The organism is Croceibacterium mercuriale (assembly GCF_000802385.1).
Classification (GTDB): Bacteria; Pseudomonadota; Alphaproteobacteria; order Sphingomonadales; family Sphingomonadaceae; genus Croceibacterium; species Croceibacterium mercuriale.
In genome coordinates this window covers 303520-322280 of the sequence record NZ_JTDN01000002.1, presented here as the reverse complement: position 1 = coordinate 322280, position 18761 = coordinate 303520, and the positions used below count along the sequence as shown (strand labels likewise).

23 protein-coding genes are annotated in these 18761 nt (G+C 69.0%); all 23 read left to right on the top strand.

Annotated elements, in window-relative coordinates:
* Nucleotides 1–40: 40 nt before the first annotated feature.
* The 23 genes from PK98_RS11230 to PK98_RS11125 all read left to right on the top strand — a co-directional run bounded on the left by PK98_RS11230 (nt 41) and on the right by PK98_RS11125 (nt 18750).
* Nucleotides 41–1576 carry a peptide chain release factor 3 gene (locus PK98_RS11230; protein ID WP_039097002.1) on the top strand — a complete coding sequence of 512 codons (1536 nt, stop codon included), beginning with the start codon at nt 41–43 and terminating at the stop codon, nt 1574–1576.
* A gap of 16 nt (nt 1577–1592) precedes the next feature.
* Nucleotides 1593–2288, top strand: coding sequence for an endonuclease/exonuclease/phosphatase family protein (locus PK98_RS11225; RefSeq protein ID WP_039097598.1), 696 nt, complete (start codon nt 1593–1595; stop codon nt 2286–2288).
* Nucleotides 2289–2457: 169 nt separating this feature from the next.
* The gene (locus tag PK98_RS11220; RefSeq protein ID WP_039097001.1) at nt 2458–2796 is read left to right on the top strand and encodes a P-II family nitrogen regulator; all 339 of its coding nucleotides are present in this window, start codon (nt 2458–2460) and stop codon (nt 2794–2796) included.
* Nucleotides 2797–2819: 23 nt separating this feature from the next.
* Nucleotides 2820–4187 (top strand): ammonium transporter, encoded by a 1368-nt coding sequence (locus PK98_RS11215; RefSeq protein ID WP_039097000.1) that lies wholly within the window; start codon nt 2820–2822, stop codon nt 4185–4187.
* Between the two features lie 336 nt (nt 4188–4523).
* The gene (locus tag PK98_RS11210) at nt 4524–5639 is read left to right on the top strand and encodes an OmpA family protein (RefSeq protein ID WP_039096999.1); all 1116 of its coding nucleotides are present in this window, start codon (nt 4524–4526) and stop codon (nt 5637–5639) included.
* 188 nt (nt 5640–5827) lie between these two features.
* Nucleotides 5828–6754: a cation diffusion facilitator family transporter gene (locus PK98_RS11205; protein WP_039096998.1), complete on the top strand. Its 927-nt coding sequence runs from the start codon at nt 5828–5830 to the stop codon at nt 6752–6754.
* Between the two features lie 184 nt (nt 6755–6938).
* Nucleotides 6939–7439, top strand: coding sequence for a hypothetical protein (locus PK98_RS11200; RefSeq protein ID WP_052208564.1), 501 nt, complete (start codon nt 6939–6941; stop codon nt 7437–7439).
* Complete coding sequence (locus PK98_RS11195; RefSeq protein ID WP_235425492.1) at nt 7426–8778, top strand: DNA-packaging protein; 1353 nt, start codon at nt 7426–7428, stop codon at nt 8776–8778. The genes PK98_RS11200 and PK98_RS11195 overlap by 14 nt, the downstream gene beginning before the upstream one ends.
* Nucleotides 8779–8863: 85 nt before the next feature.
* Complete coding sequence (locus PK98_RS11190; RefSeq protein ID WP_039096997.1) at nt 8864–10027, top strand: phage portal protein; 1164 nt, start codon at nt 8864–8866, stop codon at nt 10025–10027.
* Nucleotides 10024–10338, top strand: a complete 315-nt coding sequence (locus PK98_RS11185; RefSeq protein WP_407637624.1) for a DUF6127 family protein — start codon at nt 10024–10026, stop codon at nt 10336–10338. The genes PK98_RS11190 and PK98_RS11185 overlap by 4 nt, the downstream gene beginning before the upstream one ends.
* Nucleotides 10335–10745 (top strand): HK97 family phage prohead protease, encoded by a 411-nt coding sequence (locus PK98_RS11180; protein ID WP_039096996.1) that lies wholly within the window; start codon nt 10335–10337, stop codon nt 10743–10745. The genes PK98_RS11185 and PK98_RS11180 overlap by 4 nt, the downstream gene beginning before the upstream one ends.
* 128 nt (nt 10746–10873) lie before the next feature.
* Nucleotides 10874–11218, top strand: coding sequence for a hypothetical protein (locus PK98_RS11175; protein ID WP_052208562.1), 345 nt, complete (start codon nt 10874–10876; stop codon nt 11216–11218).
* 130 nt (nt 11219–11348) lie between these two features.
* The gene (locus PK98_RS11170; protein ID WP_039096995.1) at nt 11349–12488 is read left to right on the top strand and encodes a phage major capsid protein; all 1140 of its coding nucleotides are present in this window, start codon (nt 11349–11351) and stop codon (nt 12486–12488) included.
* Between the two features lie 79 nt (nt 12489–12567).
* Nucleotides 12568–13116, top strand: coding sequence for a head-tail connector protein (locus PK98_RS11165; RefSeq protein WP_039097592.1), 549 nt, complete (start codon nt 12568–12570; stop codon nt 13114–13116).
* A complete protein-coding gene (locus PK98_RS17080; RefSeq protein WP_161792435.1) occupies nt 13113–13265 on the top strand; it encodes a hypothetical protein in 153 nt (50 codons plus the stop codon). Before PK98_RS11165 ends, PK98_RS17080 begins: the two co-directional genes overlap by 4 nt.
* Nucleotides 13266–13277: 12 nt before the next feature.
* The gene (gp17, locus tag PK98_RS11160; RefSeq protein ID WP_039096993.1) at nt 13278–13670 is read left to right on the top strand and encodes a tail completion protein gp17; all 393 of its coding nucleotides are present in this window, start codon (nt 13278–13280) and stop codon (nt 13668–13670) included.
* Nucleotides 13671–13696: 26 nt separating this feature from the next.
* Nucleotides 13697–14104 carry a phage tail tube protein gene (locus PK98_RS11155; protein ID WP_039096992.1) on the top strand — a complete coding sequence of 136 codons (408 nt, stop codon included), beginning with the start codon at nt 13697–13699 and terminating at the stop codon, nt 14102–14104.
* Nucleotides 14101–14418, top strand: coding sequence for a gene transfer agent family protein (locus PK98_RS11150; protein ID WP_039096991.1), 318 nt, complete (start codon nt 14101–14103; stop codon nt 14416–14418). The genes PK98_RS11155 and PK98_RS11150 overlap by 4 nt, the downstream gene beginning before the upstream one ends.
* Nucleotides 14411–14617 (top strand): phage tail assembly chaperone, encoded by a 207-nt coding sequence (locus PK98_RS11145; protein ID WP_407637623.1) that lies wholly within the window; start codon nt 14411–14413, stop codon nt 14615–14617. Before PK98_RS11150 ends, PK98_RS11145 begins: the two co-directional genes overlap by 8 nt.
* Complete coding sequence (locus tag PK98_RS11140) at nt 14610–15194, top strand: hypothetical protein (RefSeq protein ID WP_039096989.1); 585 nt, start codon at nt 14610–14612, stop codon at nt 15192–15194. The genes PK98_RS11145 and PK98_RS11140 overlap by 8 nt, the downstream gene beginning before the upstream one ends.
* 18 nt (nt 15195–15212) lie before the next feature.
* Nucleotides 15213–17540, top strand: a complete 2328-nt coding sequence (locus PK98_RS11135) for a DUF2460 domain-containing protein (protein ID WP_039096988.1) — start codon at nt 15213–15215, stop codon at nt 17538–17540.
* Nucleotides 17537–18358, top strand: a complete 822-nt coding sequence (locus tag PK98_RS11130) for a DUF2163 domain-containing protein (RefSeq protein WP_039096987.1) — start codon at nt 17537–17539, stop codon at nt 18356–18358. The genes PK98_RS11135 and PK98_RS11130 overlap by 4 nt, the downstream gene beginning before the upstream one ends.
* Nucleotides 18355–18750, top strand: coding sequence for an NlpC/P60 family protein (locus tag PK98_RS11125; RefSeq protein WP_039096986.1), 396 nt, complete (start codon nt 18355–18357; stop codon nt 18748–18750). The genes PK98_RS11130 and PK98_RS11125 overlap by 4 nt, the downstream gene beginning before the upstream one ends.
* The last annotated feature ends 11 nt before the right edge of the window (nt 18751–18761 follow it).

The following is an 18761-nucleotide window of genomic DNA, read 5'->3' as shown; positions in this document are numbered from 1 at the left end:
AAGTGGACGCGGCGCCCCGGTCACGGTAGGGGCGCCGGCCATGTCCAATCGCCGCACCTTTGCCATCATCTCCCACCCCGACGCCGGCAAGACCACGCTGACGGAGAAGCTGCTGCTGAGCGGCGGCGCGATCCATCTGGCGGGCGAGGTCAAGGCGCGCGGGCAGGCGCGGCGTGCGCGGTCCGACTGGATGAAGATCGAGCAGCAGCGCGGCATCTCCGTCACGTCCAGCGTGATGACCTTCGCGCGCGAGTTCGACGGGCAGGGGGAGATCACCTTCAATCTGCTGGACACGCCGGGGCACGAGGATTTCAGCGAGGATACCTATCGCACGCTGACGGCGGTGGATTCCGCGGTGATGGTGATCGATGCCGCCAAGGGCATCGAGCCGCAGACGCGCAAGCTGTTCGAAGTGTGCCGGATGCGCAACGTGCCGATCATCACCTTCATCAACAAGGTGGATCGCGAGGGGCGCCCCGGCTTCGAGCTGCTGGACGAGGTGGCCGATGCGCTGGCGCTGGATGTCAGCCCGCAAGGGTGGCCGCTGGGCATGGGCGGGCTGTTCCAGGGCGTGCTGGATTTCAGCACCGGCGCGGTCGCCCGGCCCGAGGGGCCGAGCCGCGAGTTCCTGGGCACGCGGGAGGCGGATGCGCCGATCCCTGCCGAGCTGGCCGAGGAGATCGAGCTGGCGCAGGGCGGCTATCCCGAGTTCGACGAGGTCGCCTACCGCAGCGGCGACCTGACGCCGGTCTACTGGGGATCGGCGCTGAAGAATTTCGGGGTGGAGGAGCTGATCGGCGCCATCGCCCGCCATGCTCCGCCGCCGCGCCCGCAGCCGGCCGATGGCGGCGCGATCGGTCCGGAGCGGCCGGACGTGACCGGCTTCATCTTCAAGGTGCAGGCCAACATGGACCCGCAGCATCGCGACCGCATCGCCTTCATGCGGATGGTGTCCGGCACGTTCCGGCGCGGCATGAAGCTGGTGCCGAGCGGACTGGGCAAGCCGATCGCGGTGCATTCGCCGATCCTGTTCTTCGCGCAGGACCGGGAACTGGCCGACACGGCGGAGGCCGGCGACATCATCGGCATCCCCAATCACGGCACGTTGCGGGTGGGCGACAGCCTGAGCGAGCGCAACGATGTGCGCTTCACCGGCCTGCCGAACTTCGCGCCGGAGATCCTGCGCCGGGTGGCGCTGGTGGACCCGACCAAGACCAAGCAGTTGCGGAAGGCGCTGGACGATCTGAGCGAGGAGGGCGTGATCCAGGTATTCTACCCGGAGATCGGCGCGCAGTGGATCGTGGGCGTGGTCGGCCAGCTGCAGCTGGAGGTGCTGGTGAGCCGGCTGGAGGCCGAATACAAGGTCGCCGCCATGCTGGAGCCGTCCCCCTTCGCCACCGCGCGGTGGATCAAGGGGCCGGTGGAGGCGCAGGAGGCGTTTGCCGGGTTCAACCGCGCCAACCTGGCGCGGGATCGCGACGGCGACATGGTGTTCATGGCGAAAAGCCCGTGGGACATCGGTTACCAGCAGGAAAAGAACCCGGAGCTGACATTCAGCGCCACCAAGGAGCGGTAGGCGCGTTGGTGTGGCGATGCGGCTGACCTTCGCCAGTTACAACATCCACAAGGGCGTGGGGCGTGACCGCCGCCGCGACCCGGAGCGCATCCTGACCGTCCTGCACGAGATCGGCGCCGACGTGGTCGCGCTGCAGGAGGCGGATCGCCGGTATGGCCAGCGCGAGACGGTGCTGGATCGCGCCCTGCTGGACGAACATCACTGGCAGGTGGTGCCGGTGGCCATGCGGCCGCTGTCCGTGGGCTGGCACGGCAATGCCATGCTGGTGCGGCGCGGGATCGAGGTGGAAGGCGGCGAGGCGCTGGTGCTGCCCACGCTGGAGCCGCGCGGCTGCATCCTGGGACAGCTGGCCTGTGACGGGCACCGGTTCCAGGTGGCGGGCATGCATCTGGACCTGTCCGGGCTGCTGCGCCGCAAGCAGATCGCCGCTGCCTGTGTCGCGGCGGAGGCCGCGGGGCTGCCGACGGTGATGATGGGCGACCTGAACGAATGGTCCCCGCGCAAGGGGGCGCTGACGGCGTTCGGCGCAGGATACCAGGTGCTGGATTGCGGGCGCAGCTTTCCCAGCGGGCGGCCACTGGCCTCGCTGGACCGGATCGTCCATTCGGCGGAGTGGCAATGCGCGGGGGTACGGGTGCATCGCAGCCCCGCCAGCGCGGTGGCGAGCGACCATCTGCCGGTGGTGGCGGAACTGGAGCTGACAGGCCGGTAAGCTGCCCATTTTTTGGGCAGATGCTTACAGTTTTGTTGCACCGCACCCTGCGGGTGCTGCGGGGGCGCTTGCCGCGCCCCTGTTAACGCCTGCTTTTCCCAACTGGCACGGTTCTTGAGTACCTGTTTGCGGAGCCGGGGAATGTCCGGTGGGGAAGCAGGGGTCCGTGATGAAATTCATCATCGCCATAATAAAGCCGTTCAAGCTCGACGAAGTGCGCGAGGCGCTCAGCGCCATCGGTGTCGCGGGCATGACCGTGTCGGAAGTGAAGGGGTTCGGTCGCCAGAAGGGCCAGACCGAAATCTACCGCGGCGCGGAATATTCGACCAACATGCTGCCCAAGGTGAAGCTGGAGATCGCGGCGAGCGACGCGCTGGCCGCGCAGGTGGTGGAAACCATCCAGCAGACCGCCAGCACCGACAGCATCGGCGACGGCAAGATCTTCGTGCTGGACCTGGCCTCCACCACGCGCATCCGCACCGGCGAAACCGGCGAGAACGCGCTGTGACCGGCATGACGAGGGGGACGGACATGATCCGCAAGATTGTGATGGGGGCGGGTGCGCTGGGCACCGGCCTGTTTGGCGCCACGGCAGCCTTCGCGCAGGACGCGGCGCTGCAGGCGAACGACGCCGTGGAACCGGTGGTGGCGACGGTGAACAAGGGCGACACCGCCTGGATGATCACCGCCACCGTGCTGGTGATGATGATGATCGTGCCCGGTCTGGCGCTGTTCTATGGCGGCCTGGTCCGCACCAAGAACATGCTGTCCGTGCTGACGCAGATCCTGGCGGTCGCCAGCCTGGCGATGGTGCTGTGGGTCATGTACGGTTACGGGCTGGCCTTCGGCGGCGACGCGAACCAGTTCATCTCCGCCGGCAAGTTCTTCCTGGCCGGCGTGACCCCGGACAGCAACGTGGCGACCTTCAGCGAAGGGGTCGAGATCCCCGAATTCGTGTTCATCGCCTTCCAGATGACCTTTGCCGCGATCACGGTGAGCCTGGTTGTCGGCGGCCTGGTGGAACGGATGAAGTTCTCCGCGCTGATGGTGTTCGCGCTGGTGTGGCTGACGATCGTGTATTTCCCGATCGCGCACATGGTCTGGTACGCCGGCGCCACGCCGGAAGCGACCGGCCTGATCTTCGGCTGGGGCGCGCTGGACTTCGCCGGCGGCACGGTGGTGCACATCAATGCGGGCATCTCCGCCTTGGTGGGCGCGATCATCCTGGGTCCCCGGCTCGGCTACAAGACCGAGATCATGGCGCCGCATTCGCTGACCATGACGCTGATCGGCACCGGCCTGCTGTGGTGCGGCTGGTTCGGCTTCAACGCGGGTTCCGCGCTGGAGGCCAACGGTTCCGCCGGGCTGGCGCTGATCAACACCCTGGTCGCCACGGCGGCGGGCGTGCTGTTCTGGATGCTGACCGAGCGGGCGTTGGGCCACAAGGGATCGCTGCTGGGTGCCTGTTCCGGCGCGATCGCCGGGCTGGTGGCGGTGACGCCGGCGGCGGGCAATTCCGGACCGTTCGGCGCCATCCTGCTGGGTGCGGTCGCCGCGGTGCTGTGCGCCCTGTTCGTGGTGAGCCTGAAGCCGAAGCTGAAGTTCGACGACAGCCTGGACGCATTCGGCATCCACGGCATCGGCGGGATCATCGGTTCCGTCGGCACCGCGTTCACCATGCTGCCGGGCCTGGGTGGCCCGGGTGCTGCCGATTACGACCTGGGCAGCCAGCTTGGCATCCAGATTGCCGCGGTGCTGGTGGCCATCGTGTGGGCGGCCGTGGGTGCGGCCATCGCCTTCACCATCGCCAGGCTGGTGACCGGCCTGCGGGTGTCGCCTGAGGTGGAGCGCGAAGGCCTCGACCTGGGTGAGCATGGCGAGCGGGCTTACAACTACTGACCGGATCGGTGGCCGGGAGCGCCAGTGTGGCAGGTTCCCGGCCACCCCAATACGTTCCTCCTGCGAACGCACCTGAACGGGCCGGAGCCTCGCTCCGGCCCCTTTTTTGTGCCTCAAGGCACGAAATTGCGTGGCAAACGTGCAACAGTAGGGCGAAAACCTGATTGCAGCGCAGCATCACGCCGGAACGAATATTCCTGTCATTCCTTGGGGTTCATGCTCGGCGGGACGATGTTCCACCGGTCCGGGATGGCTGCTGCACCCGCACGGCTGTTGCGATGTACTGATCAAAGTACCTATAGGGCGGGTGCGCAGGTAGATAAGGGGAATACACTTATGAAGAAAGTTATGCTGGGGTTGGCTCTGGCATCGGTAATGGCCGCACCGGCCATTGCCCGTGATGGACAGGGCTATGTCGGCGTGCAGGGCGGTATCGCACTGCCGAGCGACGTGGACGTGGACGCCGGTACCGTCGATGATGCCTACTCCGTCGAGATGGACGAAGGCTTCGACGTGGGCGGCTTCGCCGGTTACGATTTCGGTCCGGTCCGTGCCGAGCTGGAAGGCTTCTGGCTGCAGGCTGATCCGGATTCCGTGACCACCACGAGCACCCTGGGCCTGCCCTTCAACGCCACTGGCACGCAGTTCGGCACCGCCGATACCCGCGGCCACCTGCGCGTTGCCGCAGCCATGCTGAACGCGATGTTCGACATCGGCGGCGAAGATGGCGTCGGCCTGTCGTTCGGTGGCGGCTTCGGTCGTGCATGGTCGAAGTTCCAGCTGTCTGCCAATGGCCCGGACATCCTGCCTTCGCAGACCGACAATGACTGGGCCTACCAGGGTCTCGTCCAGCTGCGCGTTCCCGTCAGCGAGCGCGTCGATGTCGGCGTGAAGTACCGCTACCTGAACACCAACAACTTCGACGCTGTCGACGGCCGTGGCAATGCTTCGTCCTTCGACGTCGAATCGCACTCGGCTCTGCTGACGCTGACGGCGAACCTGGGTGGTGCGGAAGCTCTGCCGCCGCCGCCGCCGCCGCCGCCGCCGCCGCCGCCGCCGCCCCCGCCGCCGCCGCCGCCGCCGCCGCCGCCGGTCGCCCAGTGCAACCGTGGCCCCTACATCGTGTTCTTCGATTGGGACAAGGCGGACATCACGCCGGAAGCCGCGACCATCCTGGACAGCGCCGTCACGGCCTATGGCAATTGCGCCAACGTGCCGATCATGCTGGCGGGTTACACCGACACGTCGGGTTCCACCCAGTACAACCTGGGTCTGGCCGGTCGTCGTAACGCGTCCGTCCGTACCTATCTGTCCGGCAAGGGCATCCCGGCCGCTCGCATCACCAGCGAAGCGTTCGGCGAAGCCAACCTGCGCGTTCCGACCGCCGACGGCGTTCGCGAGCTGCAGAACCGCCGCGTCGAGATCAGCTACGGGCCGGGTTCGGGCCGCTAAGCCCGACACCTGCCACGAGCAGACAGAAGGGGCCGGGGGAGCAATCCTCCGGCCCTTTTTGCGTGCGCGGTCCGCAGTTCGTCGTGTCCCGGGTCGGTCAATGGCAAACCTGACCGACGCATGATGCGTGGCAGTCTCGCCACCCGCCGGTATAGGGTGGCGTCCCGCGATCAAGTTGACCCATCGTCATGCACACCGAACAGAGCCTGCTGCGGATATCGATCACGGCGACGATCGTCAGCGCCGCCGCAGGCGTGCTGGTCGGACTGGTGGCAGGATCCTCCGCCATCCTGTTCGAAGGCGTGTACGGCATCGTCGATGCGGCGATGACGATGCTGGCGCTGCTGGTGGCCAAGCTGATCGCGGCGTCGAATGCGGCCGATGCGACCGGACGCAATTTCAGCCAGAGGTTCACCTTCGGGTTCTGGCACCTGGAACCGATCGTGCTGGGCCTGAACGGGGTGCTGCTGAGCGGGGCGGCGATCTATGCCTTGCTGAATGCGGTGGGCGTGATCCTGGCGGGCGGGCGTGCGCTCGCCTTCGACCTGGCGATCATCTACGCCGGTCTGGGCACGGTGCTGGACGTGGTCATGGCGGTCATCGTCACGCGGCGGAACCGTGATATCCGGTCCGACCTCGTGGCGCTGGATGCCCGGGCGTGGATGATGAGCGCCGCGCTGGGCGGCGCGCTGTTCGTGGCATTTCTGGTCGGGAGCGTGGTGGAGGATACGCGCCACGCCTGGCTGGTGCCTTATGTCGATCCGGCGGCGCTGGTGCTGATCTGCCTCGTGATCATTCCCGTGCCGTTTGCCACCGTGCGACGGGCCTTGTCGGAGATCCTGCTGGTGACCCCGCCGGACCTGAAGGAGGAGGTCGACAGCATCGCCCGGATGACCGTGGAACGGCTGGGATTCATCTCCTACCACGCCTTTGTCGCGCGGGTCGGGCGTGGGATGCAGGTCGAGCTGAACTTCGTGGTGCCGACGAACCAGCCTGCCAAGCGGCTGGAGGAATGGGACGCCCTGCGCGACTGGATCGGCGAGGCGTTCGGAAATGACAGCCCCAACCTGTGGCTGACGATCACCTTCACCACCGATCCGGACTGGGCCTGGTAGCGCCTGCCCGGTTGTCACGCAGCCACAGAGAACCAAAACGGTTATTTAGTGTTGACATCGTCACGCTGTTTGGTTAGTGAAGAGGAACATCGCGAAAGACCGATTCGGAACGGCCCTGCCGCGGGCCGCACGTCTCCACCGGTTTCGCCTGATCCTCGATCTACCCCAAACAAAGGGTTGCTGCATGACACGAGCCGGAGACGGCGCGCAGGACGCGCGCCGCACAAGCACGACGCCCCGCTGGCAGGCCAGGTTCCTGACCGCGCTGAGCGACACTTCGAGCGTGGAGCAGGCTGCCGACATGGCCGGCATCAGCCTGGAGCATGTTCACAAGCTGCGTCGCGACGACGCCGGCTTTGCCGCCCTGTGGCAGGACGCGCTGAACGAAGGATATGACCGGCTGGAGCTGGACCTGCTGTACCGCCTGCGCAGCGGCCGCATCGAGGAGCAGGACGAGACGGGCGCCAAGCGCAAGTTCGACATCGCAACCGGCTTCCGCATTCTGTCCGCCCACCGCCAGCGGCAGCAGGCGGAGGGGCGGGGGCATTCGGAATATGGCACGGAGGCCGACGTGATCGCTTCGATCGATGCGCGGCTGGATGCCTTTCGCGCCCGGCGCGAACAGGATCATGCCGCGCTGGCCGCAGCCGCGGCGGCGTTGCAGGTGAGCGATGAGCGCGCCTGACGATCGCGCCGAGCGGGAGCGCAAGGATCACTGGCGCGCGCTGAGCAACGAGGAGTTCGATACGCTGCTGGCCGGGTTCGACCCGTGCCAGCGCACGATGCTGCTGTATCACTGGCGTCTGCATGCCCGGGCGGAGCAGCTGACGCCGCCGGGCAACTGGCGGCTGTGGCTGATCATGGCCGGGCGCGGGTTCGGCAAGAGCCGGGCTGGCGCCGAATGGGTGCGGCAGGTGGCCGGCAACGATCCCAATGCACGGATCGCGCTGATCGGCGCCAACCTGCCGGAGGTCCGCTCCATGATGGTGGAGGGCGACAACGGCCTGCTGGCCTGTTGCCCGCCGCACTGGCCGATGCCGCAGTTCGAATCGTCGTTGCGGCGGATCAGCTTCCCGAACGGAGCGCAGGCCTATCTGTATTCGGCCGGGGAGCCGGACAGCCTGCGCGGGCCGCAACATTCCCACGCCTGGTGTGACGAGATCGGCAAGTGGGACAATTCGGCGGAGCGCGCGATCATGGCGTGGGACAATCTGCAGCTCGGCCTGCGGCTGGGCGTGAACCCGCAGGTGGTGGCGACCACCACCCCACGGGCGGTGCCGCTGGTGCGGCGCCTGGTGAACCAGGCGAGCAAGGCCGGCGGCGTGCTGACCCGCGGGCGGACGCAGGACAATGCCCACAACCTGCCCCCGAGTTTCCTGCAGACCATCACCGAACAATATGGCGGCACCACGCTGGGTCGCCAGGAAATGGATGGCGAGCTGCTGGCGGAGGTGGAAGGCGCGCTGTGGAACCGGGCGCTGCTCGAGCGCCAGCGGGTCGCGGTGGCGGCCGAACCGATCGTGCGCGTGGTGGTGGCGGTGGACCCGCCGGCCAGCGCGCGGGGCGACGAGTGCGGTATCGTGGTGGCAGGCCTGACGGAATCGAAACGTGCCGTGGTGCTGGCCGATGCCAGCGTCCCGCAGCCCAGCCCGGAGCGGTGGGCGCGGGCCGTTGCCGACGCCGTGGCCCACTGGAAGGCCGACCGGGTGGTGGCGGAATCCAATCAGGGCGGCGACATGGTGGCCAGCGTCCTGCGGGCTGCCGACTTCCACATGCCGGTGCAGCTGGTCCATGCCAGCCGCAGCAAGGTCGCCCGGGCAGAGCCGGTCGCCGCCTTGTACGAAGCGAACAAGGTGCATCATGTCGGCAGTTTCCCGCAGCTGGAGGACCAGCTGTGCGGGATACTGGCCGGCGGCACCTATGAGGGGCCGGGCCGCAGCCCCGACCGGGCGGATGCCCTGGTGTGGGCGATGCACGAGCTGATGCTGCTGCAGAAGCCGGGACCGCGCATCACGCGGATGTAGCCGGTCCGGCCCATAGACGAGACCGAACGAGCCGGCCCTTCCAGCAGGAAGGCGCCGGTTTTTCTTTGCCACAAGGATCAGAGCCATGTCTCTTTTCGAAAGCCTGCGCACCGCCTTCAAGGCGGGCGGGGGATCGCGCGTGCCGCTGGCGCATGGCTTCGTGCCGCCATATGCGCTGGCCTTGGGCGCGCAGCCGACCCGGGTCGGCTTTGAATATCGCCGCGGGGTGCGCGAGGCGTTCCTGGACAATCCGGTGGCGCAGCGCGCGGTGCGGATCGTCGCCGATGGCGTCGGCGCCGCGCCGCTGACGGTCGGCGATCCGCGGGCCCGCCGCCTGATAGAGGCGCATTCGGCCGGGCAGTCGCTGCTGGAAACGCTGGCCGCGCAGCTGGTGCTGCATGGCAACGCCTTCGTGCAGGTGATGCGCGACGAGAGCGGCCTGCCGACGGAGCTGTTTGCGCTGCGGCCCGAGCGGATCGCGGTGATCGCCGGCACGGATGGCTGGCCGGTCGCCTATGACTATCAGGTCGGCGGCAGCACGGTGCGGCTGCCGGTGGAGGATGCCGATGGCTGGCCCGCGGTGATCCACCTGAAGAGCTTCCATCCGACCGACGACCATTACGGCGCCGGCTGCCTGTCCGCCGCCGAGCAGGCGGTGCAGATCCACAATGCCGCGGCGGCGTGGAACCGGGCGCTGCTGGAGAATGCGGCCCGGCCATCGGGCGCGCTGGTCTATGCCAATGGCGATTCCGCCGGGCTCAGCCCCGATCAGTTCGACCGGTTGAAGGAGGAACTGGCGAGCGCCTTTTCCGGCAGCAACAATGCCGGACGGCCGATGCTGCTGGAGGGCGGGTTGCAATGGCAGAGCCTGTCGCTGTCCCCCGCGGAGATGGATTTCGCCGAGCTGAAGGCGGCGGCGGCACGGGACATCGCGCTGGCATTCGGCGTGCCGCCGATGCTGCTGGGCCTGCCGGGTGACAATACCTACGCCAATTATCGCGAGGCCAGCAAGGCGTTGTGGCGGCTGACGCTGCTGCCGCTGGCGGGCAAGATCCTGGCCGGACTGGCCGAAGGGCTCGCCCCGTGGTTCCCGCAACTGAGTCTGGCGGTCGATCTGGACCGGGTGCCGGCGCTGGCGGAGGATCGCGAGCGCCTGTGGACGCAGGTGAGCGGCGCCGACTTCCTGGATGCGGACGAGAAGCGCAGCCTGCTGGGCCTGCCGCCGCGTGCCGGGGGGTCACAGCCATGATGACGCGGCGCGAGGACATGCTGGCCGGGCTGATCGCCCAGGCCGGCGGGCAGGGCACCGACCTGGTGACGCTGCGCGCGATCGTGGAGGAAGCCAGCGAGCTGGGCGCCGAGCGCGTGCTGCAGCGGCTGAACCTGGGCGATGACCGGGCGCAGGGCGACATCGACGAGTTGCGCGATCTGCTGAGCGCGTGGCGCGCGGCCAAGTCCAGCGTGTGGAAGGCGGTGATCGAATGGCTGGTGCGCGGTGCCATGGCCCTGCTGCTGATCGGCATCGCCGTGCGGCTGAACGTGCCGGAGATGCTGAGATGAGGCGCGCCGCGACCCCCGTCCGCTTCGCCGGCTATGCCGCGCTGTTCGACATCCCGGATGGCGCGCGTGACGTGATCCGTCCCGGTGCCTTCGCCCGCACGCTGGCGGAACGGCGGGATCCGGTGCCGCTGTACTGGCAGCACCGGCCACACCAGCGGATCGGCACGGTCGAGATGCTGGCGGAAGATGCACGCGGGCTGCGCGTGATCGCCGCGATCGACAACGCCGCCAGCCGGGCCGCGGCGGAGCTGCGCAGCCGTACGGTGAGCGGGCTGTCCTTCGGCTACTTCGCGCGTGCCTTTTCCCCCTTTCCGGCCGGACGGCTGCTGGAGGACATCGACCTGTTCGAAGTCAGCCTCGTCACCCGACCGCTCCAGCCGGGAGCGCGGGTTCACCTGATCGGGTGAATCCGTCGACATCGCCATGTGCCGGTCCGGTTCCCCCCTGCCGGACCGGCACATGGTGCCTGCCCCCCAACTGTTTCCCTGTTCCAACCCCCTGCCGGGCATCGCCCGGTTCTTACGGAGACCTTGCCATGACCATGACCCTCCCCGTCGCCGGCCTGCGCATCACCCGTGACCTGCGCGCCGCCGAGGCCGCGCTGGACGAAGCGCTGATGAAGCACAACACGCTGTTCGCCACGCTGCTGAGCGCCCGGCAGGACATTGAGGAGACCGGTCCGTTCACCGGCCACGAAGTCCTGCTGCGCCTGATCAAGTCGCAGCAGACCCTGCTGGCCGCCGGTGGCGACCTGGCCCGCGTCCATGGCGGACTGAGCGAGATGGGCCGCGAGATGGGCGCTGTCGTGCACGACTGCCCGCCGAACGAGCCGATGGGCTCCGTCGACGAGGAAGACGAAGTGCGCGCCATCGCCGCCTGAGCGCCGGCAGGCTGACGGGGTCGGGACAGCGGATCGTCCCGGCCCCTGGGCCATCCCCCGAGAGAATACATTTCCCGCCTGCACCCCCGGTGCCGGCGGGTTTTTCATGCAAGCGAAAGGCACATGCCCCATGAACCCCGAAACCGAGCAGGACGTGCTGGCCGCGTCCTTTGACATCGTCGCGCGGCAGGACCGCACCGATGAAGCGATCGCCCAGCTGCGGACCGCGCTGGACGAAGCCAAGGCGCGGATCGCGCGCATCGGCCGGGCCGGCGTGTCGCGCGTGGCGCTGGCCGCGGGCGGCGACCGCACGGTCGAGGTCAAGGGCTTCGTCGACGGCTATCTGCGGCAGGGCCGCGAGACCGAGCTGAAGGGCATGAACAGCCTGACCGGCCCGGAAGGCGGCTTTGCCGTGCCGGCCGAAGTGGACGTTGCGATCGCCGCCACGGTGAAGGCGATCAGCCCGATCCGCCAGGTGGCGCAGGTGGTGCAGGTCGGCAGCGCCGGCTATCGCAAGCTGGTGAGCACCGGCGGCGCGGCGAGCGGCTGGGTCAGCGAACTGGCGCCGCGGCCGGGCACCGACACGTCCAGCTTCAAGGAAATCAACCCGCCCAGTGGCGAGCTGTATGCCAATCCGGCGGCGAGCCAGACCATGCTGGACGATGCGGCATTCGACCTGGAAAGCTGGCTGACGGGCGAGATCGCGGTGGAATTCGCGCGGGCCGAAGGCGCGGCCTTCGTGAACGGGACAGGCGTGGATCAGCCACTGGGCATCCTGCGCGTGCCGACCAGCACGAAGGGTGACGATATGCGCCCGTTCGGCGAGTTGCAGTACCTGACGTCCGGCGCGGATGACGGGTTCGACACCGGTCCCGACCTGAAGCTGGTGGACATGGTCCATGCGCTGCGTGCCAGCCTGCGACAGGGCGCGTGCTGGCTGATGAACAGCCGCACGCTGGCCGATATCCGCAAGCTGAAGACGGCCGACGGCGCCTTCATCTGGCAGCCCGGCCTGTCGGACGGACAGCCCGACCGGTTGCTGGGCTATCCGGTGATCGAGGCGGAGGACATGCCGGACATCGATATCGGCGAATTCCCGATCGCCTTCGGCAATTTCCAGGCCGGGTATCTGATCACCGAGCGGACCGCGACCAGCATCCTGCGCGATCCGTTCACCAACAAGCCGTTCGTCCACTTCTATGCCACCAAGCGCGTCGGCGGCCAGGTGCTGGATACGAACGCGATCAAGCTGCTGCGCATCGAGGCGTAAGCCGCTGCCGGCCGGACGCGTGCAGGGGCAACCCGCGCGCATCCGGCCGGTCCCCATTCCTATAGACATGGAGACCGCCATGCAGCGGGCAATCGTCACGCCGGCCGACATGGCGGGCGCGGCTCTCAGCGAGCTCAAATCCTGGCTCGCGATCACCACCACGCGCGACGACCCCGGTCTGCTCACGCTGCTGCAGGCGGCGCTGGACATGTGCGAGGCCTTTACCGGGCTGATGCCACTGGTGGCCGAATGCACCGAAGTGCTGGCACCGGCGCCGACTTGGCAGGTGTTGCGCACCCGCCCGGTGCAGGCGATCCGCAGCCTCGCCCGGCGCGATCCGGCAGGCGCCTGGCGCGATCTGCCTGCCGCCGAATACGCCGTCGACCTGCTGGCGGATGGCGGCGGGCGCGTGCGTGTTCCGGAGCGGACCGGCAACGGTGCGCTGCGGGTGGCGTTCACCGCCGGCCTGGCCGCTGAGTGGGCCAGCCTGCCGGCAACGTTGCGCCATGGCATCGTGCGACTGGCGGCCGACCAGTACGAACAGCGCGGAACGATAACCGCGCGTACTGCGCCGCCCGCCTGCGTGGTGGCGCTGTGGCAGCCCTGGCGCCGGATGCGGCTGGCATGAGCGGCGCGGAAGCCGCCCTGGAACGACTGGCGACCAAGGCGGAGCGGATCGCGCTGGCCCGGGCCGAAAGCCTGGTGCGCGACCGGCACAGCCGGTCCGCACCGCTGGAGCCAAGATCGCTGCGGCCTCTGACCGCAGATCACAACTGACAGGAGAGCCGGATGGAAAGCCTGTTGCGCATCGCGCTGATCGACTGGCTGCGCGCGGATGCGGTGCTGGCCCCCGCCGTGAACATCGTGGCCGAGGAGCACCCGGTGCAGGCCAGCGTGCCGTGGATCGGCGTGACGGCGAGCGCCAGCACCGACTGGAGCACCAAGACCGAACGTGGCCGCGAGGTACGGCTGACGCTGGAATACCTGACCCGCGGCGACGACCCGGCGGAAGCTGCGGCGATCGTCGCCGCGATCGAGGCCTGCGTCGAAGGCCTGCCGCGTCGCCAGCCCGGCTTCCACGTGGCCGGCATCGCCTTCCTGCGGGCGCGGGCCGCGCAGCGGGCGCGGCACGGCCGGGCGGTGCTGCTGGAGTACCGGTTCCGCATCCTGGCCACTGCCTGACCGCATCTTTTCCGAGGAGTTTGACCATGAGTGCACAGAAGGGTTCCGCCTTCCTGCTGAAGATCGGCGCGGATGGCGACGCAAGCGAGTATCGCACGGTGGCGGGCCTGCGCACCACGCAGCTGTCCATCAGCGGCGACGCCGTGGTGGTGACGCACAAGCAGTCGGGCGGGTGGCGCGACCTGCTGTCCGGCGCCGGATCGCGTCACGTCTCCGTCAGCGCGGCAGGCATCTTCCTGGGCAGCGAGGCGGAAGGCGCGATCCGTGCCCATGCGCTGGCCGGCACGGTTGCGCCTTACGAGCTGTCGTTCGAGGACGGCGAGAAGCTGCGTGGCCAGTTCCTGGTGCAGCGGCTGGACTATGCCGGCGATTTCAATGGCGAGCGCAACTACACGCTGCAGCTGGAAAGCAGTGGCGCGGTGGTGCCCGCGTGACTGCCGCCTCCTTCTCCAACCCCGTACGTGGCGAAGCCTCGCTGGTGATCGCCGGCGAGGCACGGCTGCTGCGCCCGAGCTTTGCCGCGCTGGTCGCGGCCGAAGAGGAGCTCGGTTCGCTGTTCGCGCTGGTCGAGCGGGCGGGCGCGGGCGCGCTGCGCCTTGAGGAGATGGTGGCATTGTTCTGGCATTGCCTGGCCGATCGACCGACGATTTCGCGGGAGGCGGTCGGCCAGGCAGTCGTGGCGCAGGGGCTGGCGGGATGCGCCAGGCCCCTGGGCATGTTGCTGCGGCAGATCCTGCAGGGTGGCTGAGTGCCCCTGCTTCATGGATCGGGCCGCGCGACTGGCCGGGGTGATCCCGGCGATGGTGGGGTGGCGGCCGGATGATTTCTGGTCCGCCACCCCGGCGGAAGTGGCCGCCATCCTGCACCCGCCTGAGCTGGCCGGCACGGGCGATGGCCTGAGCCGCGCCGAACTGAACCGCCTGATGGAGCGCGATGGTCATGGATGATGAGATCGAGACGCTGATGATCGACGTGCGTGCCAATACCAGCGGCCTGCGGGCCGACCTGGACAGCCTGCGTGGCACGCTGGACAGCGCGCTGGGCGTGGCGGGCGAGGAGGCCGGTGCGCGGCTGGAGCGCGGATTGCTGGGCGCGATCCGCCGCGGCAGCCTGGGCTTCGACGAGCTGAAGCGCGTGGCCCTGGGCGCGATTGACGAGATCGCCGCCGGCGCGATGCAGCGCGGCATCGGCGCGGCACTGGGCGGCGTCTCCGGTGGTGGCAGCGGCCAGGGCGGCATGACTGGCCTGCTGGCGGGCGTCGCCGGGGCGCTGCTCGGCCTGCCGGGGCGCGCCACCGGCGGACCGGTCGCGCCGGGGCGCCCCTACTGGGTGGGGGAGAGAGGGCCGGAGGTGTTCGTGCCGACCGCCGCCGGCCGGATCGAGCCGGCCGCCACGGCCCCGCGCGAAGTGCGCGTCTCCATCCAGTTGCAGCAGCCGCATGGCGGCGGCGATGCCCCGGCCGCGTTGCGCCGGTCTTCGCGGCAGGTCGCCAGTTCGATCCGGCGGTCCTTGCGCGATATCTGACACGAAGGACGTTTCACCATGGCATTCTGGCTGGCTGAGCAGCGCAACGGGCAGCGCACCGACTGGGTGCAGCGGTTCGATCCCCGGTTCTGGACGGTGGATTTCCCGCGTCCGGTGATGGCGAGCATCGTCACGACAGCACCCGATGCTTTGCGCGTGACGACCGAGTTCCATCATCGCGACGCGTTGATCGGGCTGATCTGGGACAGCACGGACCGGTACGACCATCCGCTGACCGGCTATGCCACCGACAGGGATTATGCGCGCACCACGCTCAGCTTCCGCTGGCGCAGTGCGGGTGTGTTGCCGCTGGATGCGGTGCACGGGCCGACCCTGGTGATCGAAGGACGCGATGCGGATGGGGCGGAGGTCACCTGGCATGTGCGGCTGTGGAACCATGCGGAGGGGGCGCCCGACGATGCGGTCGTGACGCTGCCTTTCTCGGCACTGCGCGACGGGTGGGCGCCGGAGGCGGATGCGCCGGCGATCCATCCGCAGGCAATCGAGCGGATGTTCATCACGCTGGTGCCGCCAGGCTATGACCCGGCAGATACGGGCCTGCTGCCGGAACGGGCGGAGGGCTGGGTGGAGCTGAGCGGGATCAGCTGCACCGGCGACCGGCCGCTGGTGCAGATCGGCGATGTCATGCTGCCGCCGCATGGCGAGCATGCGTGCAGTGCCTATGACGATTGCTACAACCTGACGCCGGCGCGATTGCTGCGCGGGGTGCGGGCGCTCGGCTATCGTGGGCCGCTGGTCCACTACATGGGCATGAGCCACTTCTTCCGGCTCGTGCCGGATGCGGGCGGCGCGCTGCTGGTGGCGGGTGACGGGGCGCTGAGCGCCTGCGCCGAGGCATGGCATCGCGATTTCTTCGCGCGGTGCAAGGCGATAGACTTCGCGCCGATCGCTTCCCTGTCCTATGAAGTGCTGGCGGCGCATTGCCCGCCGGACTGGCAGCAGCGGTTCGCTGACGGCGCGCCGGGGCTGACCGGGTGGAGCCCGCCTTCGGCGCTGCTGTCCCCGGCGAACGGCTCAGCCATGGCGTGGCTCCGGGCGGCGGCGCGGCGCGTGGTCGCGGTGATGAGGGCGGCCGACCTGCCGGTATCGTTCCAGATCGGCGAGCCATGGTGGTGGGCGCTGCCGGACGGGCGCGTGGCGCTGTACGATGCCGCCGCCCGCGCCGCCTTCAGCGATGCGGCGCCGGCGATCACCGATCTGCGCAAGCCGCTGACGGCGGAGCAGGTGGCGGTGCTGGACCGTGCCGGCGAGACACTGGCGGCATCGACCCTGGCCCTGCGCGATGCGGTGCGGGATGCCGCTGGCGGTGCGGCGGAGGTGATGCTGCTGCTGTTCACCCCGACGATCCTGGCCGACGCACAGCCGGAACTGCGGCGGGCGAACTGTCCGGTCGGCTGGGCCTGGCCGGCCTTCGACCGGCTGCAGCTGGAAGATTACGACTGGCTGACCGACGGGCACGAGGCCGATCGGCTGGTCGCCTACGACGCGGTGGCCGAACGGCTGGCCTACCCGCTGGCGGCACAGGACTATCTGGCCGGCTTCGTGTTGCGGGCCGAGGATGCGGCGGTGCAATGGCCGCAGATCGACCAGGGCGTGGACGAGGCGCGGCTGCGCGGCGTGCCGCGGCGGTTCGTCTGGGCCGTGCCGCAGATCACTCGGGACGGTTACACGCGGCTGCGGCCTGCGGAGGAGGACGACATGCAGGCTTTCGACGATCTGCCATACCCGCTGCCGCTGGGCCAGGATGCGGGGGTCAGCGCGGAGTTCTCCACCTCCGTGTCGCTGACGGCATCGGGCCATGAACGGCGGGCGAGCCACTGGCAGGACGCACGGCTGCATTTCGATGTCGGCTCCGGTATCCGCTCCGACGCGGAGCTGGGCACGCTGATCGCCTTCTTCCGGGCACGGCGTGGAGCGGCGCGTGGCTTCCGGCTGCGCGATCCCTTCGATCACAGCACCAACGGCATGACCGGCGTGCCGACGCCATTCGACCAGCCGATCGGCATGGGTGACGGCAAGACGGCACGGTTCCGACTGGTGAAGAGCTATGCCGGGCCGGAGGCGCAGCAAAGGGTGATCACTCGGCCGGTGACCGGCAGCGTGGCCGTCAGCGTGGGCGGCGTGGCGGTCGATGGCTGGCGGCTGGAGCCGGGCGGCTGGCTGGTGCTGCAAACGGCGCCACCGGCGGGTGCCGAGGTGCGGGCCGGCTTCCTGTTCGACGTGCCGGTGCGCTTTGCCAGCGACCGGCTGGACATCGTGGGTGCGGCCTTCGCCGCTGGCGAGGCGCCATCGGTGCCGCTGGTCGAAGTGCGGGAGGCGACATGATGCGCAGGTTCTTTGCCACCGAGCTGGAGGGCGTGGCCACGTTCTGGCGCATCGAGCGGCGCGATGGCGTGACGGTGGGTCTGACCAACCATGATCGCGACCTGTGCTTCGACGGAGTGCGGCATCAGGCGAGCCCCGGCATGGTGCCGAGCGCGATCCGCCGCACACGCGACCTGTCACCCGACAGCGCCGAGGTGGCCGGGGCGCTGTGCGCGTCCGGCCTGTGCGGAGATGCGCTGGCGGCGGGCCGGTTCGATGGCGCATCCTTCGTCATCGGGCTGGTGGATTGGGAAACGCTGGAGCGGGAAGTGCTGTTCCGCGGCTGCCTGGGCGAGGCGGTGCAGGCCGGTGGTACGTTCCAGGTGGAGTTGCAGGGCGCCAAGGCGCTGCTGGATGTCGACCTGGTACCGAGGACCAGCCCGACCTGCCGCGCGGAGTTCTGCGGACCGGGCTGCAACCTGTCGCCTGCACGGTTCACCCACGAAGCCCGCATCGTGACGTGCGATGCGGAAGCGGGCCGGATCGTGCTGGCCGGCGAGGCGGATGCGGACCGGCTTGCCGGCGGCTGGCTGCGCTGGGTCGACGGGCCGCATGCAGGCGAGATCATGCCGGTCGTCGGCGTGGAGGATGGCGCGGTGCTGGTGGACCAGCCTGCCATGGCTGAGGCGCCGCCGGGGACCGGGGTGATCCTGCGCGAAGGCTGCGACCGGACGATCGCCGCCTGCCACGCACGCTTCGCCAATGCGGTGAACTTCCGCGGCGAGCCGTTCCTCCCCGGCAACGATCTGGTTACCCGCCATGCAGGGATGATGCGGTGAGTGGCGACAGGATTGCCGCCGCCGCCGCCGACCTGATCGGTGCACGCTTCAAGCTGAATGGTCGTGACCCGCAGACCGGGCTGGACTGCGTGGGCGTGGTCCTGGCGGCGCTGGCGGTGACCGGCCGCACAGCGCCGCCCCTGCCGCCCTATTCCATGCGCCGCACGCAACTGACGCCCTTTGATCGCCTGGCGACGGGGCAGGGCCTGCGCGCGGTGGACGGACGCAGCGAGGCCGGCGATGTGCTGGTGTTCCGTACGGGGCCTGCGCAATGGCATGCAGCGATCGCGCTGCCTTGCGGGCAGATCGTGCATGCCCATGCCGCGCTGCGCCGGGTGGTTGGCAGCCCCGTTCCGCCGGACTGGACGATCGTGCGTCACTGGCGCCTTTAACCTGACAGGTT

What these genes read in the sequence shown, in the direction of transcription:
- PK98_RS17080 (WP_161792435.1), top strand. Translation starts at nt 13,113, where the DNA reads ATGAGCGGCGCGGAAGCCGCCCTGGAACGACTGGCGACCAAGGCGGAG.
- PK98_RS11185 (WP_407637624.1), top strand. Translation starts at nt 10,024, where the DNA reads ATGATGACGCGGCGCGAGGACATGCTGGCCGGGCTGATCGCCCAGGCC.
- PK98_RS11135 (WP_039096988.1), top strand. Translation starts at nt 15,213, where the DNA reads ATGGCATTCTGGCTGGCTGAGCAGCGCAACGGGCAGCGCACCGACTGG.
- PK98_RS11195 (WP_235425492.1), top strand. Translation starts at nt 7,426, where the DNA reads ATGAGCGCGCCTGACGATCGCGCCGAGCGGGAGCGCAAGGATCACTGG.
- PK98_RS11180 (WP_039096996.1), top strand. Translation starts at nt 10,335, where the DNA reads ATGAGGCGCGCCGCGACCCCCGTCCGCTTCGCCGGCTATGCCGCGCTG.
- PK98_RS11155 (WP_039096992.1), top strand. Translation starts at nt 13,697, where the DNA reads ATGAGTGCACAGAAGGGTTCCGCCTTCCTGCTGAAGATCGGCGCGGAT.
- PK98_RS11190 (WP_039096997.1), top strand. Translation starts at nt 8,864, where the DNA reads ATGTCTCTTTTCGAAAGCCTGCGCACCGCCTTCAAGGCGGGCGGGGGA.
- gp17 (WP_039096993.1), top strand. Translation starts at nt 13,278, where the DNA reads ATGGAAAGCCTGTTGCGCATCGCGCTGATCGACTGGCTGCGCGCGGAT.
- PK98_RS11130 (WP_039096987.1), top strand. Translation starts at nt 17,537, where the DNA reads ATGATGCGCAGGTTCTTTGCCACCGAGCTGGAGGGCGTGGCCACGTTC.
- PK98_RS11210 (WP_039096999.1), top strand. Translation starts at nt 4,524, where the DNA reads ATGAAGAAAGTTATGCTGGGGTTGGCTCTGGCATCGGTAATGGCCGCA.
- PK98_RS11205 (WP_039096998.1), top strand. Translation starts at nt 5,828, where the DNA reads ATGCACACCGAACAGAGCCTGCTGCGGATATCGATCACGGCGACGATC.
- PK98_RS11165 (WP_039097592.1), top strand. Translation starts at nt 12,568, where the DNA reads ATGCAGCGGGCAATCGTCACGCCGGCCGACATGGCGGGCGCGGCTCTC.
- PK98_RS11230 (WP_039097002.1), top strand. Translation starts at nt 41, where the DNA reads ATGTCCAATCGCCGCACCTTTGCCATCATCTCCCACCCCGACGCCGGC.
- PK98_RS11175 (WP_052208562.1), top strand. Translation starts at nt 10,874, where the DNA reads ATGACCATGACCCTCCCCGTCGCCGGCCTGCGCATCACCCGTGACCTG.
- PK98_RS11140 (WP_039096989.1), top strand. Translation starts at nt 14,610, where the DNA reads ATGGATGATGAGATCGAGACGCTGATGATCGACGTGCGTGCCAATACC.
- PK98_RS11225 (WP_039097598.1), top strand. Translation starts at nt 1,593, where the DNA reads ATGCGGCTGACCTTCGCCAGTTACAACATCCACAAGGGCGTGGGGCGT.
- PK98_RS11200 (WP_052208564.1), top strand. Translation starts at nt 6,939, where the DNA reads ATGACACGAGCCGGAGACGGCGCGCAGGACGCGCGCCGCACAAGCACG.
- PK98_RS11170 (WP_039096995.1), top strand. Translation starts at nt 11,349, where the DNA reads ATGAACCCCGAAACCGAGCAGGACGTGCTGGCCGCGTCCTTTGACATC.
- PK98_RS11215 (WP_039097000.1), top strand. Translation starts at nt 2,820, where the DNA reads ATGATCCGCAAGATTGTGATGGGGGCGGGTGCGCTGGGCACCGGCCTG.
- PK98_RS11220 (WP_039097001.1), top strand. Translation starts at nt 2,458, where the DNA reads ATGAAATTCATCATCGCCATAATAAAGCCGTTCAAGCTCGACGAAGTG.